The 17,178-nt window shown below is 66.0% G+C and carries 14 protein-coding genes; 6 read left to right on the top strand and 8 right to left on the bottom strand.

What is annotated here, in order from left to right; translation table 11 throughout:
• The 5 genes from WBV89_RS17400 to WBV89_RS17380 all read right to left on the bottom strand — a co-directional run.
• Positions 1–1,493: ATP-binding protein (locus WBV89_RS17400; protein ID WP_423982603.1), on the bottom strand; the 1,493-nt coding region annotated here is incomplete at its 3' end.
• 39 nt (positions 1,494–1,532) lie between these two features.
• Complete coding sequence (locus tag WBV89_RS17395) at positions 1,533–2,795, bottom strand: MFS transporter (RefSeq protein ID WP_423982602.1); 1,263 nt, start codon at positions 2,793–2,795, stop codon at positions 1,533–1,535.
• Between the two features lie 6 nt (positions 2,796–2,801).
• Positions 2,802–3,527 carry an MBL fold metallo-hydrolase gene (locus WBV89_RS17390; protein WP_423982601.1) on the bottom strand — a complete coding sequence of 242 codons (726 nt, stop codon included), beginning with the start codon at positions 3,525–3,527 and terminating at the stop codon, positions 2,802–2,804.
• 6 nt (positions 3,528–3,533) lie between these two features.
• Complete coding sequence (locus tag WBV89_RS17385) at positions 3,534–4,364, bottom strand: maleylpyruvate isomerase family mycothiol-dependent enzyme (protein ID WP_423982600.1); 831 nt, start codon at positions 4,362–4,364, stop codon at positions 3,534–3,536.
• 629 nt (positions 4,365–4,993) lie between these two features.
• Positions 4,994–5,263: a GlsB/YeaQ/YmgE family stress response membrane protein gene (locus tag WBV89_RS17380; protein WP_423982599.1), complete on the bottom strand. Its 270-nt coding sequence runs from the start codon at positions 5,261–5,263 to the stop codon at positions 4,994–4,996.
• Positions 5,264–6,086: 823 nt separating this feature from the next.
• On the opposite strand from WBV89_RS17380, the gene WBV89_RS17375 reads away from it, so the two are divergent.
• The 5 genes from WBV89_RS17375 to WBV89_RS17355 all read left to right on the top strand — a co-directional run bounded on the left by WBV89_RS17375 (position 6,087) and on the right by WBV89_RS17355 (position 12,024).
• Positions 6,087–6,689 carry a TetR/AcrR family transcriptional regulator gene (locus WBV89_RS17375; RefSeq protein ID WP_423982598.1) on the top strand — a complete coding sequence of 201 codons (603 nt, stop codon included), beginning with the start codon at positions 6,087–6,089 and terminating at the stop codon, positions 6,687–6,689.
• 135 nt (positions 6,690–6,824) lie between these two features.
• A complete protein-coding gene (locus WBV89_RS17370) occupies positions 6,825–7,874 on the top strand; it encodes a hypothetical protein (protein WP_423982597.1) in 1,050 nt (349 codons plus the stop codon).
• Positions 7,875–7,970: 96 nt separating this feature from the next.
• Positions 7,971–9,113 (top strand): amidohydrolase family protein, encoded by a 1,143-nt coding sequence (locus tag WBV89_RS17365; protein WP_423982596.1) that lies wholly within the window; start codon positions 7,971–7,973, stop codon positions 9,111–9,113.
• Positions 9,114–9,141: 28 nt separating this feature from the next.
• A complete protein-coding gene (locus tag WBV89_RS17360) occupies positions 9,142–10,791 on the top strand; it encodes a PEP-utilizing enzyme (RefSeq protein ID WP_423982595.1) in 1,650 nt (549 codons plus the stop codon).
• Between the two features lie 246 nt (positions 10,792–11,037).
• Positions 11,038–12,024 carry a magnesium transporter CorA family protein gene (locus WBV89_RS17355; protein ID WP_423982594.1) on the top strand — a complete coding sequence of 329 codons (987 nt, stop codon included), beginning with the start codon at positions 11,038–11,040 and terminating at the stop codon, positions 12,022–12,024.
• A gap of 48 nt (positions 12,025–12,072) precedes the next feature.
• Here the strand turns inward: WBV89_RS17355 and WBV89_RS17350 are convergent, their stop codons facing one another.
• Together WBV89_RS17350 and WBV89_RS17345 are read right to left on the bottom strand one after the other, a co-directional pair.
• On the bottom strand, positions 12,073–13,095 hold the full coding sequence (locus tag WBV89_RS17350) for a cytochrome d ubiquinol oxidase subunit II (RefSeq protein WP_423982593.1): 1,023 nt from the start codon (positions 13,093–13,095) through the stop codon (positions 12,073–12,075).
• Positions 13,092–14,537 carry a cytochrome ubiquinol oxidase subunit I gene (locus tag WBV89_RS17345; protein WP_423982592.1) on the bottom strand — a complete coding sequence of 482 codons (1,446 nt, stop codon included), beginning with the start codon at positions 14,535–14,537 and terminating at the stop codon, positions 13,092–13,094. Before WBV89_RS17345 ends, WBV89_RS17350 begins: the two co-directional genes overlap by 4 nt.
• A gap of 173 nt (positions 14,538–14,710) precedes the next feature.
• Here WBV89_RS17345 and WBV89_RS17340 point away from each other — a divergent pair, with 173 nt between their 5' ends.
• Positions 14,711–15,070 carry a carboxymuconolactone decarboxylase family protein gene (locus WBV89_RS17340; RefSeq protein WP_423982591.1) on the top strand — a complete coding sequence of 120 codons (360 nt, stop codon included), beginning with the start codon at positions 14,711–14,713 and terminating at the stop codon, positions 15,068–15,070.
• On the opposite strand, the gene WBV89_RS17335 is transcribed toward WBV89_RS17340, so the two are convergent.
• The coding region (locus WBV89_RS17335; RefSeq protein WP_423982590.1) for a LuxR C-terminal-related transcriptional regulator at positions 15,060–17,178 on the bottom strand (2,119 nt) is incomplete at its 5' end. The genes WBV89_RS17340 and WBV89_RS17335 overlap by 11 nt on opposite strands.

Genomic DNA, 17,178 nt, shown 5'->3' with positions numbered 1-17,178 from the left:
GAGACCCGCCCCGTGGCCAGGGCAGCCTGTGCGACCGAGTTGAGCAGTTCGAGCCGATCGTCCGGCGACCAGCCGTCGATCTGCGGACTGTCGAGGATCTCCGTGCCGAACTCGACCGCCTCCGCGGCCTTGCCGACCTGCGGCCACACGTCGATGACCGTCAACTCGACCACGCGGCGGTTCGACAGTGGGGCGATCCGCAGGGCGTGAGCAAGGGTCTGGTCGGCGGTCGACAGCGCACCGCGAGCGATGCACCGGTCGGCGCACTTGACCAGCAGAGTGGCAGCGCGGTCGAGGTCACCGGCACTCTCGGCCAGCGACGCGGCGAGCTCGCACCAGTTCCCCGACAGGTCTGGATGGGTACGTTCGATCGCCGCCAGGGCGCGGGCCGACAGCAGCACGTGCTCCGGCGGCAGGAGGGCATCGAGCACGGCTTGGTGGACCAGGGCGTGCCGGAACACGAACGCGTCGCCGTCGACGGCGATCAGCTGATGATCGGCGGCCGCGCGTAGCGTGTCGGTGAGGCTCGACGTGTCGATTGCGACGATCTCGGCGAGCAGTTGCCAGTCGAAACGCCGCCCGATCACGGCGGCCGTCGACAGTATGGCGCGCCCGTCCGACCCGATCGCCGCCACGCGTTGGTCGACCGAGTCGGCGATGCTGGCGGTGGCGCGTGGCTCCAGCGTGCCCACCACGGTCCAACCGTCGCCGCCGTCGATCAGCCGGCCCGACGAGACGAGTCCGGCCAGCAACTCCTCCACGTAGAGCGGTGCGCCCTCGGATTGCGCGGCGATGAAATCGTCGAGGTCGGCCAGCGGTGCATCGAGCCCGAGGCAGGCGGCGGTCATCGTGGCGACGTCGTCGCGGGCGAGCGGCGCGAGCTCGATGATCTGGGCGCGTCGCGCCCGGAGCCGTGCGACCGCCTCACGCCCGAGCCCGGACGTCCCATCGGTGCGGACACTGACCACACACAGGACCGACTCGGTGACCAGCGTGTCGGCCAGGAACTCGACGACGGCGATGGTGTCGGCGTCGGCCCATTGCAGGTCTTCCAGCACGAGCAGCCAGCCCGTGTCGTCACCGTCGCCGGCGCGCAGCAGGCGCACGATCGCCTCACCGACGAGGAGGGTCGACGTCTCGGGACTGGCCTCGCCGGCCCACTGCGGCACCAACCGCCCGAGGTGACCGCGGAAGGCGTCGAGTTGTTCGTCGTCGGGGAGACCGTCGGCACGGAATGCGGCCAACACCGATTCCGACAGCGGTCGGAACGGAGCGGGTGCGTCGCCCGGAACGGCGCGTCCCGCCGCCACACGCATCCCGGCCGCCGTCGCCATCCGACGCGCCTCGTCACCGAGGCAGGTTTTACCGATCCCGGCCTCACCGGTGATGACCACGACGCCGCCCGCACCCCGCGCGGCCTTTGCCAACTGCGAGCCGAGCAGCTCGAGTTCCTCGTCGCGTCCGACGACGATCGGGCACGACGTCGATTTCATGGCGACGAGTATCGCAGCGCGTCGTCCATGCGGACGAGATCAGGTCACCGCGGCAACGGCGAGTGGCCGCGGCCCAATCGTGCGGCCGATGACGACAGCAGCCACGACCCCGCCGCAGCAGCACGCGGTGCCAGCGATCGCAAGGGTGGTACGGGCGCCATAGGCCGAGGCGAGTACACCGCCGATCACGGCACCGAAGGGGGCGCCGAGCGACAGCAGGAACCGATAGCTGGAGTTGACGCGTCCCAGCAGTTCGTCGGGGATCGCACGCTGCCGGTAGGCGACGGTCAGCACGTTCCACACCAGCACGCCGGCGGTGTCGACCATCAGCAACACAGCGATCACGACGATCGCGCCGACGTAGGCCATCATGATGTCGGCGACTCCGGCGATCACGACGGCCGCGCCGGCCGCCGCACCCAGTGGGAGATGGCGCAGACGTGGCGCCATCCACGCCCCCACGAGCCCGCCGACCGCGGACGGGATCATCAGCAGACCGAAGCCGGTGGCACCGAGCCTGAGATCGTCGGTGGCGAACACCACGAACACCGACACGGACATCATCGACACCGTGCACAGCAGTGTCGACAGCGCTGCGAGTGATCGAAGCGCCGGCTCCCGCAACAGCCACGTCAATCCGTCACGGATCGACTCGCTCATCTCGCGTACGGCCGCGCCCACGCCTGGGCGCGACCGTGCAGCCGTCAGCGAGCGCGTCGCCCGGAACGTGCCGCCGATCGTTGCCGCCACCGCCGCCGACACGGCAAAGCTCACCGTGTCGAGCACCATCGGGGCGGTGAGTCCGGCCGCGAACAGCACTCCACCCACCGCCGGCCCGATCAGATCACGGGTCACGATTTCCGTCGATTGCAGCTGCCCGATTGCCTCCTCCATCTGTTCGGGCTCGGCCAACGCCGGCACGAGCGCCATCGACGAACTGTCGACGAACGCATCCGCCGACGCCATCAGGATCGTGATGAGGAACACGATCGCCAGACTCATCTGACCGGTGGCGATGATCGCCACGAACACCACGCCGAGCACGGCGCGAAAGGCATCGAGCAGAACGCGCATCCGCAGCCGGTCGAAGCGATCGGCGAGAGCTCCGCCGGGAAGCAGGAACAACAGCCACGGCAGCCGATCGGCGACGAACACGCCCGTGATCAACCGCGGGTCGTCGGTGAGACTCGTCGCCAGCAGCGGCATGGCGACCAAGCGGACACCGTCGCCGAGGCTGGACACGCCCGTGGCGACAAGCAGTCGTCGATACGACGAGCACCGTGACACCGAGAACCGTGACATAGGGGATCAGGCGAGGCTCGAGGCCAGACGGGCGTCGTACGCGTCGGCGAGAGACGTCAGGGCCGAGCCGGCGTCGCCGGTGAAGCACGTCCCGTGCATGACCGCGAGCGTCGTCGGCGCCAGATCGGCCAGCGCCCGCAGTGTCGGGCCGGTCGACGGCGTGAGGCACGTGGCGCCGAACACATCCTCGGCCACGAGCGCTGCCTCGACGATGTCGTGAGTGGCCAGTGCCGGACCGTCGCCGAGCTGCGTGAACAGGTCGCCACACAGCAGCGTCCCCGTCGTTTCTTCGTACAGCACGCGGGCTTCCCAACCGTGTGGGACATGCGGCGTGTCGAGGTGGCGGACCCGATGTGCGCCGAGCTCGATCACGTCGCCGTTGGCGAGCGGGACCGGACGCCGGTCGGCGAGGTCGTCGATGGAAACCATGCAGCCCATCGCGCCGTGGGCAACCTTCGACTCCGGGGCAATGGCGAGGAACTCGTTCATCGAACCGCACTCGTCGGACTCGACGTGCCCGAAGGTGATCCAACGCAGGTGTTGGACCGGCGTGACACTGTTGATGGCGTCGACGATGGCGGGGAACATCGCCCGCGGTCCAGTGTGGAACAGCAGCGACTGCTGGTCGACGAGGAGGTACTGATTGAACGTGAACCCGATCGGCCCGACGTCGGGAACGAACGTGGAGATGCGGTAGATGAGATCGGCGACCTCGTCGATGCGAACGTCCATGGCGACCTACAGCGGAAGCGGATGACGGAGAACGCCGTCACCGTCGGCACGGCCCGACAGGATGCGGGCGAAGTCGATGGTGCTGATCTGCACGTGTTCGCCTGCGACGCCGGACACGTAGGTGATCTCGAGGTCGACGAGCTCGAGGACGAACGGTTCCCCGTGCGTCTCGGCCCACTCCGCCACCAGATCTGCGACGATTCGGCCGTCGTGATCCCCGTCGAGGTCGGGGAGCGCACCGATGGCCACAGCGATGTCGATGCGGTGCATCCAGACGTCGCGGGTGAAGCCCATGTCGAACAGGTACTTCAACCTCGCACGCCCGACCGGCGCCGGCAGCTTGAGCAGCGGAAGGTTGGCAATCGGTTTGGGCAGCTTGGAGCGGGCTTTCAAGGCGTTCGGTGCGGTGTCGGCCCATTCCTGCCGGAGCTGGTCGGTGCTCGCGTCGGCGCGCTCTCGGACCTGGAGCTCGTTCATCCCGTCCCACCAGTATTGCGCACCGATCTCGGCCACGAACGGCTTGCCGGTGCGTACCTGCCGCACGAACTCACGCGGTGAGACCTGGGCGGCGGCCGCACCGATCACGTGTGCGGCAACGGCTCGGACGTCCCACCGGTCGCATTCGGTCCGGGCGCCCCACTGCTGCGGCGTCAGCCCGGCCAGGCAGGCACCGAACTTTGTGTTCTCTGCGGCCGTGATCTGCATCGCCTCCCGGTGTCGGATGCGTGCGATGGTGGCGACGTCGACGGTCACGGTCGGGTAGTTGACCACATCGGTGCGCATCTCGGAACCAACCGAGGCGGAATGTCCGAACTGGCTGAGGAGGTTGAAGCTCATGGACAGATCGTGCACGACCGGGCTACCACCCACATCCGTACCCGGTACCCAAACAAGGATTGCGGGCACCGGCCGCGCGACGCGTATGACACGTCGATGGACTTCGGCTGTCACCCCGTCCGTGTGGCGGGGCCCACCAGCTGAATCGCCAGGATTTCTTGTATTGCCAGCGGCTCGATGCGCGGATACTGATCGCCGTCGCGCATGAACCTCCGCGATGCAAGGATCGGACTCGACCCTCGGGCCTTTCATATCGATGTCGGTCTATATTACGGGTTGGCTCGTGACATGGCGAAGTATCTACTCCTCGACAGGATCCGGCAGAGTTTCGGAGGAACGAACCGCCCCCTCAACTTCTACTGCTGTCATCGCCGTGCGGACGGAACGTGGTGAGCGGGGTCAGCCAAAGGGACACAATCTGGAGTGGCTGGCCGATGTCTGAATCCACACTCGGCACAACAGATCGCTGCTCCATACACAGACCCCGCTCGGGCCCGGCCTGTCGCATCGTCGATCAGAATGTCATCGGCAACCCCCGCTCGCGACCACACCGGCTCGGCACGAATGCGACCCCGCGGCCGATCGGAAAGCGCCAGCGCGTCTCGGAGGGAAGCGTGAGGTTCGGTCGTTCAGCGGCTCTGTTTACGAACCACACGAACAATGAGCAGCAGCAGAATCGAGCCGATGATGGAGCCGATCAAACCTCCTGCCTGGAGCGCTCCGTCGTCGGAGTCGAATCCGAAAATGACAGCGCCGAGGAAGCCGCCGAGCAACGAGCCGCCGACCCCGAGTGCCCACGTTTGGAACAGCGACATCGAGTCGTCACCAGGAACGACTGCGCGAGCGATGAGTCCGAAAATGAAGCCGAACACGAGGAGGACGAGGATGAACCAGATCATGAGTGACTCTGGTACCCGAAGGACTGACGAGTCAACCGTCCGCACCGACCAAGCCGCTCAGATTCTTCACGACCCATTTCCACCGAACCCGACCGAGATCGGCAGACCTTCGAGCAGCCACCCGCTCCAGATCGCCGGCGGTCAGACGACATCGACGGCAACTCCATTGGCATGCGCGGCGAGCGCCTCGATGTCGACTCGGTCGCCGGTCAGGACCGTCCCGCTCGGCTCCGCAATCGCGACAACGAGTGCGTCGACAGCTGAACCGGCTCGGGCCCGTCGCCTCAGCTCGGCTGCTCGCCGAGCAGTCCACTCGCTGACCGTCGGTTCGATGATGCACTTCTCCAAGAATCGGTATGGCTGGGATCTCCGACCTCAGCGGCGAGTTCTTCGAGGTATCGGTCCGTTTCAGCGAGTGCATCCTGGCACTCCAACTCAGCGCGAAGCGCAACCTGCAAGAGTTCCGAGGCTGGGAGGTCGCGCTGCTTCAGCTGTTCGTGGAGATCGTCGCGCAAGTACACCTGAACACGCGGCATACGCCTCACCGTACGCCTACGACAGGCGTATCTCAACAAGCGCGTTCGGATCGATCAGACCGCTCGCGATCGGCTCGTTCGATCGCTGAGACCCGCCCGGATCATGCAGACCCGGCAACTCTGGCTGAGAGCATTCTCCGCCCCGAAACCGTCACGGCGCCGCGGTCACTGCGCACTGAAACCGGCCGACAAGGTTGACAATTTCTGAAGAATGTCCTCTGTCGAGTGCCCCCGCTGGGGTGTGGCCATGACTAGCCTGCGGCTCGCCGAGCTCTGGAGGGAACCGCATGGCTGATTCGTCGGAACCAGGAAAGCGACTCGACGTCGACTCGCCCCAGGGCAACGCAATCGTCGAGGCAGCAACGCGCTGTTTCGACACCTGGGGCGTCGAACGCACGCGTATGGGCGACATCGCCATCGAGGCCGATGTCGCCCGGCCAACGCTGTACCGCTACTTCCCGAACAAGGAAGCACTGATCCTGGAGGTGATGATCCGTCATATTCGCGTCGAGAACGCGATGACCCGCAAGAAGGTCAAGCTCGCCGGCCCCGGCCGTGATGTCATCCGTCGCTGCCTGCTGCTGCAGATTCGGGAGCAGCGCCCCAAGGAGCAGCCCGGCTCGCTGCTGCGCACCGAATCCACGCACGTTCTCGCCCACCGCGCCGCGAACTCACCGGAGGTGCTCGAGGCGGCCAAAGAACTGTGGGCCGACATCTTCGCGTACGCCGCCGAGCGAGGTGAGCTGAGGCCCGACCTCGAGGCCGACGGCGCGATCCGATGGATGACGATGCTCGTACACGTCTCGCTGGTGCTGCCCGAGCTGATGCCAGCCGACGAGCAGTTGGAGCGCTACCTCGACCAGTTCGTGGTCGAGGCACTCGTCCTCTGAGCCGCCGACCTCGGGCGCAGCGAGAAGATCCTCTTGCTCCGAGCTCAAGTGACAAAGTATGTTTAATGTCAATCGTCGCCCGTCGGAAGCGACGGGGAGGTATCGATCTGGGCCTGCGACCGACATTGGGGGAACATGCACTTCTCAGCGAGCGAACGCCTACCCGACCACGGTTTCGTCGACGCCGATGAGCGCCTACACCAGCCGCCGGCCGCGCTGCCCGAGAGGTGGCAGGAGAACATGTTCTTCGTCGCCTGGGACCTCGAGGCGGGTCATGGCGTTCTGATCCATACCAAACGGTGGCCCGCCAGGGCTGACCACGAGGCGCACGTCGTGGTGTTCGTAGATGGCGTCCCGTCGTCGGCCGTCCTCCACCGACCGACTGGCACCACATTGCACATGAACGAAGAGATCCCCGAGCTGTCCGCCGAAGTCGAAGTGCCCTGGAGCCGGTGGCGAATCCAGGCCGAGCTCGACGCAACTGAAGGATTCGGCCCCTACGGGTTCCTCGCCCATCGGCCGGTCGGGCCAACCAAGACTGTCGTTGACATCACGCTTGAAAGCGAGCTGCAACCGGCCGACTTCAACGTCGCCCTGGCATCGTGGGCCGACGAGCAAGCCGAGCGCAGCGGCCCGCACAACTCCGCCCAGCAGCACTACGAGCACGGCGGTCGCTGGCACGGCAGCCTGCGCATCGGCAACCGCACCGTGCAGGCCAAGGGTGTGTACGTGCGTGACCACAGCTGGGGCGAGCGGGTCGAGTCGAACTTCGACTCCGGGGTCTTCTGGACCGCGTCGTCGCTCGACGACGGCCGGCTCTTCTGCAACGCGATCGGGTTCCCCTCGGCGGCGGGCACACTCGGCACCGGGATCATCGTCACCTCGGACGGCGCATTCTCAACACGCAACGTCGACGCGACGTTCACACCCGAGCCCGGACTGACGTCATACGACACATCTCGGATCTCCTACGGCTTCGCCGAGCCGGTCATCCTCGACGGCTGCACCACGGTGCACGTCCCCAAGTATCTCCCCGGCTCGGGTGATCGGCGCTACGACAACAACGCCATCTCCCACGTCCGCATCGGCGAGGCCACCGGTATGGGCTGCCTGGAATGGGCCGCTGTGCTCGACGCCGACCGTGCCGCCACCCTCGATGCGCTGCTCGACGACACGCCTGTCTGATCCATCGAAACCGCCAATCCAACCAAGGAAGGTCGCGACATGCGCACCCTGCCCCGTTTGATCTCACCCGACGACCACATCCAGACCCCCGCCCACGTGTGGCAGGACCGGGTGCCGCAAAAGTTCCGTGACGCGGCGCCGCGCATCGAGCGGCTCCGCGGAACCGTCGACCTGGGCATGGGTGACCTGCGCTTCATCGAGCGCGATGAGGCGCCGCTCGCAGACGTGTGGCATTACGACGGCAGGCGCATCCCGCTCGTGCGCATCGCCGCCGCGTCGGGCTACGACCGCTCCGAGATCGACGGCCGCGCCGTCACCTACGACGACATGCACAAGGCGTGCTACGACCCCGCCGCCCGTCTGGCCGCGATGGACCAGGCCGGGATCGAGGCATCGGTCTGCTTCCCGAACATGTTCGAACGGTTCTGCGGCCAGACGTTCTCGTTCGCCCAGGACAAGGAATTGGCCCTGCTGTGCATCCGCGCCTACAACGACTATGTCATCGAGGAATGGTGCGCCGGGTCCCACGGCCGCCTGGTACCGATGGGCATCGTGCCATTGTGGGACGTCGACCTGGCGGTCGCCGAGACCGAGCGGCTCGCCGGGCTCGGCTTCCGCAGCATCACTTTCAGCGAGGCCCCCCACCTGCTTGGCCTGCCATCGATCCACTCTCACCACTGGGACCCGTTGTTCGCCGCCTGCCAAGACGCGCAGATCGTCGTGTCGCTGCACATCGGCACCGGCGGCTTCCCGATGCTGGCAAAGGACGGCCCAGGGTCGATTCCCAACGTGATGGCCTCGTTCAATGCGGGCTACGCCCTCGCCGACTGGCTGTTGTCGGGTCTGCTGGCCAAGTTTGCCGACCTCAAGATCGTGCTCGCCGAATCGCAACTGGCCTGGGTGCCGTACGTGCTTTCGCGCGCCGACTTCGTCTGGAATGAGATGCGCGGCGCGAACTTCACCGACATCGACACCTCCCAGATGCCGGAACCACCGAGCTTCTACTTTCACCGCAACGTCTTTCTGACGTTCTTCCGCGACCCGGTCGGCCTCACCCTTCTTGACCAGCTTGGCGCGGACAACGTCTTGTACGAGACCGACTTCCCGCACTCCGACTCGTCGTGGCCGACGTCGCGCAGCGTGGCCACGGAGATGACCGCCGACCTCGCCGAGGCAGACGCCCGCAAGATCGTCGCCGACAACGCCCGCGCGTTGTTCCGCGTCCAGACCACCAGTTAAGCAAACTCGCCAGAAACATGGGGAACACGTGACCATCATCGACCCGACCACGGGCACCACCGAACCGACCCGCTACTGGTCGTCAGCGAACATCGGCGAAGCAACACCGGACGTGCTCTCGCCGATGTGCTGGAGCTTCTGGGGACCACAGGCCGAGATGGCGGCACGCCGCTCGTACCAACGATTCGGCATTCTCGCGAGCCGCGAGGTCATTGTGTCGGAGAACCCGAACGAGCTGATGACCAACTACTTCTACGGTCGTCCGGCGCTGAACGTCGACGTGCTTCGTCCGTACTTCGGCAGCGTCCCGGGCGTCAGCGCTGACGACTTCGAGCGAGACATGTGCGGCAAGCTTCGGCCGAGCCTCCCACCGGCCCAACGCAAGAACCGCCTCCCGTTCATCGTGGCCATGGGACCATACGCGATGTGGAAGACACCACGACGCCTGCGCGACCTCGTTCCCCGCCAGCGCACCTGGTGGGAGACCGAGGTTCGCGACCGGACGTCCATCGGCGATCCCATCGCACGCCTCGCCGACGCTGCGGCCCGCTACCGCGAATCCTTCGAAATCCACTGTTGCGGTCGTTTCGTGCTGATGTCCGCCCAATCAACGCTGACCAAGCTGACCCACGCCATCGACCGCCCGGACCTTCTGCTTGGCCTGATCGCCGGGCTGGGCGGCGTCACCGAGGTCGGGATCGCCGACGATCTCTGGCAGGTCAGCCGAAAGAAGCTCACGATGGAGGAGTTCGTTCGCCGCCACGGCTTTCACGGCCCGAACGAGGGCAACCTGTCGGGCACCTCATGGAGGGAGAACGACACTCCAGTGCGCCGCCTCGTCGACACCTTCGCCAACCGCCCCGACGACGAGCGGCCGCGCCGACGCGAGGAGGCCAACATGGTCGACCATCAAGACGCCCTCGCCAAGTTCCTCGCCCTCCTCGACGACAAACAGCAGCGCAAAGCGCGCAAGGCCGCCGCCGCGCTCGTGCGCAGCACCCAAGCCAACGAACTCGGCAAGGCCTCGTACCTGATGGCAATCGACGGCGGTCGGTCAGCTACCCGCGACGCCGGGCGGCACTACGTCACGGCCGGTCAACTCGACGACGTCGATGACGCCTTCTACTTCACCATGGCCGAACTCGGCCAGCTCCCGTCCAACGCCAAGGACATCGTCGAGTTCCGCCGCAGTCGGCGCAACCACTACCGGACGCTGTCGCTGCCCGTGACCTTCACCGGGATGCCCGTACCAATCGAAACCGCCGAACGCACTGAGGAGCTGTCCGACAGCTTCACCGGCGCAGCGGGATCCCCCGGCCACGTCGAAGGCATCGCCAACGTCATCACCGACCCCGACACGGCACCTCCACTGGACGAGGGGCAAATTCTCGTGTGCCGCTTCACCGACCCGAGCTGGACACCGCTGTTCGTGCTCGCCGAAGCACTCGTCATCGACATCGGCGGCCCGACCAGTCACGGCGCCATCGTCGCCCGAGAGCTCGGCATCCCCTGCGTCATCGGAACCGGCTACGGGACCTCCCTCGTACACACCGGCGATCGACTCTCTGTCGACGGCTCCACGGGCGAGGTGAAGGTCCTCGAGCGCGCTCCCACTCAGCGACCCGCCGGACAACACCAGATCGACGACGCGAATCGAACGCAAAATTGGCCAGCGTGAAGGGGGATACGGCACTCGAGGCAACTGTGCCGTGCACGAGCGCCGATCGCTCGTTGCGGCCTTGACATCGCCGCGGCTCTCAACCGTCACGAAGCTCAACCCCGTCGACTTGACCGGGGACGGCTCATCCGTCCCGCGCGCCGAATCTGGTGAGATTGCTCCGATCACCCATCGTGAACGATGTTCGTCCAACGTCCGATGCCTACAGTCGACCTGAAACGCCAGCGCCTTCCGGAAAGGGCAACGATGTCCGACAACCCCGACGCATTTGGAGCCACGCGTACGTGGGTCGAGTACGGCGAGCGCACGGTCGATGAGCCGGTTCCGGCCGATGTCGCGGCGCTCGTGGCGGCGGGCACGCCGTTCTGGCTCGACATCGAGCGACCGTCGGATGCGCTGATCGATCGAATGGCCAGCGCGCTCGGCCTGCATCCGCTCGCCGTGGAGGACTCCAAGGAGTTCGCACAGCGCAGCAAGCTCGTGGTCTACGGCGACGTCGCGATGATCGTGGGCTTCGGGCTGGACATGGAACGGGGTGCTCCGGTAGAGGTCCACGGTTACCTCGCCGCCGAGTTCCTGATTACGTTTCGTCGTGCGCCGAGTGTTGCAATCGACCGGCTGCATCGCACCGGTTCGCTGCGCGACATGCTCGGCGGTGAACCGATCCGGATCCTCCATCATCTGGCGACGGCGTTGCACGAGGAGTTCGCTCAGTACATCGACGTGCTCGAGGCACGGCTCCGGGACGTGGAGCGGGCAATGCTGGACGACTCGAGTGATGAACACCTCTCCGAGATCGTCGACATTCAGCGAATTGCCGATGACCTCCGGCGGACCGTGGCCGGCGGTCGTGACGTGGCCGCACGCTCGAAGGTCGCCGTGTCCATGCCTGGTGACACCGCAGACGCGGCCATCTACACCGGGGATCTCACGGATGAGTTGAGCCTGATCGTCGATGACCTGGCATCGGTCGGTGAGCGCTGCATCGCGGCTCTCGGTCTGAACGCGTCGTTGGCCAGCAATCGCCAGGCGATTGCGAGTCGCCAGCTGGCGACGGTCGCGACGGTGTTTCTGCCGGTCACGTTCGTCGTGGGCTTCTTCGGCATGAACTTCGAGGTGCTGATCAACGACTTCGAACAGGGGTGGTCGAGATTCCTCATCTTCGGGGTGTTGCTCAACATGGCCGGCGTCGTCGGGACGCTGTGGCTGCTCCGGCGCCGCGGACTGCGCTGACTTCCGAGATCGTCTGCTTTCCGGCCCGCACGCCGTTCGGTCGTTGATTCAGCGGTCGGTCGGCTCGGGGACACCCTCCTCGGGGAGGAGGCCTCGTTGGCTCATCACGAAGAGCAGACCGATCGCGGGGAAGATGAGCACGACGGCCGCGATCGTCGCCACGACGACCGCCCAGATGGTGCCCGATGGCGCCGCGGCGTTCTCGACGGTGAGTGTCTCGGGGAGCATGTAGTCCCATTGGGCCACACCCCACCCGACGACGACCAGGAAGACGGCTCCTACGGCCGAGAGGCGGGCGCCACGGTGCTCGTCCTGAGTCAGCAGGACGAGCGTGACCACACCGCACAGTGCGGACAGGATCATGAGTGGGAGACCGCGCGAGGTCAGGCCGTCGAACAGGTACTCGGCGTCGGCGCGGAGGACGAAGACGCCTGCGCCCGCGACGACCCCGGCGACGACCGCCGCTCCGACCGCGCGCCGACGGAAGTACTCGACCATCGTGTCGTCGGCCAGTCGTCGCGCATCCCACACCAGGTAGGTCGCGGCCAGGAACGCGGTCACGCAGACGGCGAGCAGGCCTCCGAGAACGGACGTCGGGTTGATCCAGCTGTCGACCGGGTCGCCCGCCTGCCCGCCGTCGGGCACCCGACCCGAAGCGATCCCTCCGGCGATCGCGCCGAAGCAGTAGGGCACGAGCACCGACGAGCAGGCGAAGACGGCACCGAACGCTCGGCGGTCGCGGGTTCGCAGTAGGGCATGCCGGAACGCGAAGCTCGCCCCGCGCAGGATGATTCCCAGCGCGGCCAGGGTGAGGGGGACGAACAACGTCAGGGTGATCGAGGAGTACGCGACCGGGAAACAGGTCCAGAGTACGACGAAGACGAAGATCAGCCAGGTGTGGTTGACCTCCCAGACCGGGCCGATCGACCGGTCGATGACCTCACGCGGAGCGGCACCGCGTTTCGTCCCGCCTGCCGTCAGGTCCCAGAACCCGGCGCCGAAATCGGCACCTCCGAAGAGTGCGTATCCGGTGATCCCGATGAAGAGGATGACGGCCGCAACCGTGCTCATGGCGTGCCGACCGAAGCGTCGTCGGGTTGAACCTCGTTGCCGGTCTCGGCGGGGTCATCGGGTTCGTCGTCGGCGGGACCGTAGGGCACGTCGACGTTCTGGCCCGCTCGGAAGCGTTCGCTCATCCGACGCAGGACGTACACGAGCGCTGCGGCGAGCGCGATGTAGAGAGCGACGATGAGGATGAACGTGATCCACACGTTCTCGTTGCCGGTTGCCGCGTCCTCGACCTTCATGTGCTCGTAGACGATCCAAGGTTGTCGGCCGACTTCGCTCACCACCCATCCTGCTTCCATGGTGATCACGCTGAGCACGCCGCATGTCGAGGCGACATACAGGAAGAGTCGGCTCTTCGGCATGCGCTTCTTGAACAGCCAGGTTCCGCCCCACCAGACCGAGATCAGGAACAGCAGCGTCCCGAGACCGACCATCACGTCCCAGGCAAGGTGAACGGTGTTGACCTGGCGGGTGGTCGGCCGCTCGTCCTCCGGGAATGCGTCGAGCCCCTGGATGACGGTGCTGGTGCCGGTGCTCGGGTCGGACAACCATGAGGCAAATCCGGGAATCGGGATTCCTCCAGTCACGGTCCCGTCGTCGTCGAGTCGTCCGAGCAATGTCTCGGGAACGTCGCTCGCGGTCTCGGCGACGAGTTCGACCGCGGCGAACTTCATCGGCTGGTTGTTGTAGACCCATCGCGCCAGTGAGTCGCCGACCCCCATCTGGAACGGCATGGCGATCGCGGCCACGGTGAAGGGGATGATCAAACCCAGGCGGTGGTAGCGGTCCCGGCGACCGCGGAGCATGCCGACGGCGTAGACGGACGCGACCATGAAGCCGCCCACCACGTACGCGGCGATCACCATGTGCGCGGCCATGAGCGGCATCGCGTCATTGAAGATCACCTCCCACGGATCGACAGCGGTGATGTTGCCGCCGTCGTCCAGGGTGAATCCGCTCGGGGCGTTCATCCATGCGTTGGCCGACACCACCGACACACTTCCCAAGATGCCAGCGACGACCACGGGGACCCCGGTCCAGAAGTGCGTCCAGGGTTTCAGTCGACGCCAGCCGAAGATGTAGATCGCGACGAAGATGGCCTCGGCGAAGAAGAACAGGCCCTCGAAGGCGAACGGTACTCCGAACGCCTCGCCCCACTGGCCCATGAACTCGGGCCAGAGCAGCCCGAACTCGAACGACAACATCGTGCCGGTGACCGCTCCGACCGCGAAGGTGACCGCCATGTACTTGGACCAACGCTGCGCCAGCAACATCGCGGCGGAATCGCCGTGCTTGAGTCCGCGGTAGTTCGCGATCAGTGTCATCGCTCCCCACGACACACCGAGCGGGACGAGAATGATGTGGACCGCCAGCGTGAACGCCATTTGTGCGCGCGCCCAAGGGACAGGATCCACCGCGAGGACACCGGCGACGATCGAGCTCATTCCGTCAGTTTCGTCACCGGCAAACGATCCGGCATCGGCCAGATCGCATGACTCGTGATGGACCCGATGCCCGCTCCGATTCACGTCATGTAGATGATGTCATCGGCAGGGGACGACTTCATGATGGGAAGTCGGTGACCTGCAGAACCGAACGATTGGAAGGATGCGGAGAAATGACGATGGACCACGACGATGTGTTTCACATGCTGGCATTGGGTGAGCCGAACCTCGCCGACCAGCAATGGCAGGAAGTCATCGAACGATTCGAAGGTCTCGATCCGCAATCCAATTCCATCGCGCGTCTCGGCGCGCTCGTGGCGCTCGGTGCCAATGAGGCGTCCTTCGCTGCGGCCGTCGACACGGCAATCGGAGCCGGGTCCACGGTCGAGGAACTCGTTGGTGTCCTCTGCGCGCTCGCACCGATTGTCGGCACCGCCCGGCTGGTCGTCGCTGCCTCGCGATTGGCTCCCGCGCTGGGCATCGACGCAGACGCTATGTTCGAATCCGGCTCGGTTTCGCCGATCAGAAGGTGAAGTCACCCAACAGGCCGAGCGACGTGGCGGTGGCCACGGCCTCGGACCGCGACGTCGCAGCGAGCTTGCGGTAGATGGCGCCAGCGTGTGTCGCCACCGTGTTGCGCGACAGGAAGAGTCGGGTGGCGATCTCTTGGAGGGACAGGTGTGTTTGCAGGTACGGCAGGACGCGCAGCTCGGCGGGGGTGAGCGGAACGGGTCCACCCTCGGCCGGTGCCGAAAGGAGCATCGTGCGGAGTTCATCCGTCTGAACCACCAGCGAGCCGAGAGCCGGGCGCTTTCGAAGCACATCGTCGACCTCGCGTAGGAGGTGGCGGGCCGTCACGGGTTCACCCATCGTGACGTGAATCCGCGCCAGGAGGAGCCGCAGCCGGACCGCCCAGAACGGCACGGTGTACGACGAAGTTCCGCGGGCGCGCATCGCCATCGCGAGGTACCGCTCCGTCGCCGCTCGGTCTCCGTCGTGGAGTGCGAGACGGGCTCTGGCCCCGTGTGAGATCAAGCTGGTGAGATACTCCCTCATCTGGTTCGCCTCGATGAGCTCGTGCGCCAGAGACAACTCCTCCCGTGCCGCGGCCCAGTCGTTGCGGTCCATGGCGATCAGCGCACGTTCACCTCGGCAGTGCACGATCGTGTCCGCCAGACCTGCTGCCTGCGCAGACTCGATGGCATCGCCGAACAGCGACCAGGCCGTTGATGGGTCGCCGTCGTCGCCGCGGAGATGGACGGCCTCGGCGCACATTGCCTCCGCCGTTGGCCGCCACGGTCCCCATGCTGGTTCTTCGTCCATTGCCGTACCGGCATCGGCGAGCATTTTCTCCGGGCCTGCCGAGCAGGACAGGGCCAGGAACATCGCACGCGCCGAGTCGAACGACGCCGACCCGTCCGTCGGGGCTCCGTCGAACGAAAGATCGCCCAATCGATCGGCCCACCGTTCCGCCTGGGGACCATCACCCGCCAGTGCGGCGATCCATCCAGCGATCGCGGCGAGCGGTGGATACTCGACAATCGATTCGTCACCCAGATCGTGCAGCCAGCGCTGGATGGTCGTGAGTCGACCGCGTGCGTGTACGTCCTGGATCACTCGGGCCATCAGCCGTGCTGTCCGCTGCGGGTTCGCGCTCTGGAGAGCGTGCTCGACGGCAGATTCGATCGACCCCTGCGCGTCGTACCATTCGGAAGCGAGGAGGTGAAGCCGTCGTCGTTCTTCGCCGTCATCGGTTCGGTCGAGTTCAGCGAGCAGGAGCTCGCGGAACGCTGCGTGGTATCGGTATCGCGTCCGTTGCCGATCCGTCGGGATCAGGAAGAGGTTTGCTTGTTCGAGCGAGTGCAGCCGCGACGCCGAGCCGTCGGAGCCGAGGAGCGCGTCGCACAGCGGACCGCTCAACTCCTCGAGCACCGATGTCCGCGTCAAGAAGTGACGATCGTCAGCGGTGAGCCCGTCGAGAACCTCGCGCCGGAGGTAGTCGACGACGTAGCGGTCGCCCCGGCCGAACGACGTGAGCGTTCCGCGCCGCGCCACGACCAGTGCGAGCTGGAGACCCGCAACCCAGCCCTCGAGATCGTTGTAGAGCTCGACGACCTTCTGCTGCTCCATTGCTGCATCGCCCTGGCGAAGAAAGCGACCCGACTCGTCGAGGTCGAAGGAGAGGTCGTCGACGCCGAGCTCGAGCACGTCGTGGCTGACTCGCCAGCTCGGAAGTCGCCGTGCTTCGTTTCGTCCCGCGATGACCATGGTCGAACCCGGAGGAATTCGGTCGACCAACAGATCGACCAGGTCACCGCACTCCAGTGAGGTCAACTCGTGCAGATCGTCGAGGATCATCACGAAATCGCGGTCGGCGGTGTTCATCCGCTCTGCGAGCCGCGGCCCCAGCTGTCCGAGGACCGATGCGCCCGAGCTCGACATGGCATCGCGAAAGTCAGCACCGAGACCCTGTGTGTCGCCGAACGCTGCAGCCAGCGCCGAGATCAGATTCACCGGATCGTTGTCCGCGCGGGCGAGCGAGACCCATCCCACCGGTCGCACCTCGAGGATCGCCCACTCCGCCAAGAGCGTTGTCTTTCCATAGCCGGCAGGCGCCGCGATCGACACGATGCGGCATGAT

The sequence above is a fragment of the Ilumatobacter sp. genome, assembly GCF_049588435.1.
In the GTDB taxonomy this organism is placed as follows: Bacteria; Actinomycetota; Acidimicrobiia; order Acidimicrobiales; family Ilumatobacteraceae; genus Ilumatobacter_A.
This window is presented reverse-complemented; position numbering and strand designations above follow the sequence as displayed.

What these genes read in the sequence shown, in the direction of transcription:
- WBV89_RS17390 (WP_423982601.1), bottom strand. Translation starts at nt 3,527, where the DNA reads ATGGACGTTCGCATCGACGAGGTCGCCGATCTCATCTACCGCATCTCC.
- WBV89_RS17355 (WP_423982594.1), top strand. Translation starts at nt 11,038, where the DNA reads ATGTCCGACAACCCCGACGCATTTGGAGCCACGCGTACGTGGGTCGAG.
- WBV89_RS17385 (WP_423982600.1), bottom strand. Translation starts at nt 4,364, where the DNA reads ATGAGCTTCAACCTCCTCAGCCAGTTCGGACATTCCGCCTCGGTTGGT.
- WBV89_RS17345 (WP_423982592.1), bottom strand. Translation starts at nt 14,537, where the DNA reads ATGAGCTCGATCGTCGCCGGTGTCCTCGCGGTGGATCCTGTCCCTTGG.
- WBV89_RS17340 (WP_423982591.1), top strand. Translation starts at nt 14,711, where the DNA reads ATGACGATGGACCACGACGATGTGTTTCACATGCTGGCATTGGGTGAG.
- WBV89_RS17350 (WP_423982593.1), bottom strand. Translation starts at nt 13,095, where the DNA reads ATGAGCACGGTTGCGGCCGTCATCCTCTTCATCGGGATCACCGGATAC.
- WBV89_RS17395 (WP_423982602.1), bottom strand. Translation starts at nt 2,795, where the DNA reads ATGTCACGGTTCTCGGTGTCACGGTGCTCGTCGTATCGACGACTGCTT.
- WBV89_RS17370 (WP_423982597.1), top strand. Translation starts at nt 6,825, where the DNA reads ATGCACTTCTCAGCGAGCGAACGCCTACCCGACCACGGTTTCGTCGAC.
- WBV89_RS17375 (WP_423982598.1), top strand. Translation starts at nt 6,087, where the DNA reads ATGGCTGATTCGTCGGAACCAGGAAAGCGACTCGACGTCGACTCGCCC.
- WBV89_RS17380 (WP_423982599.1), bottom strand. Translation starts at nt 5,263, where the DNA reads ATGATCTGGTTCATCCTCGTCCTCCTCGTGTTCGGCTTCATTTTCGGA.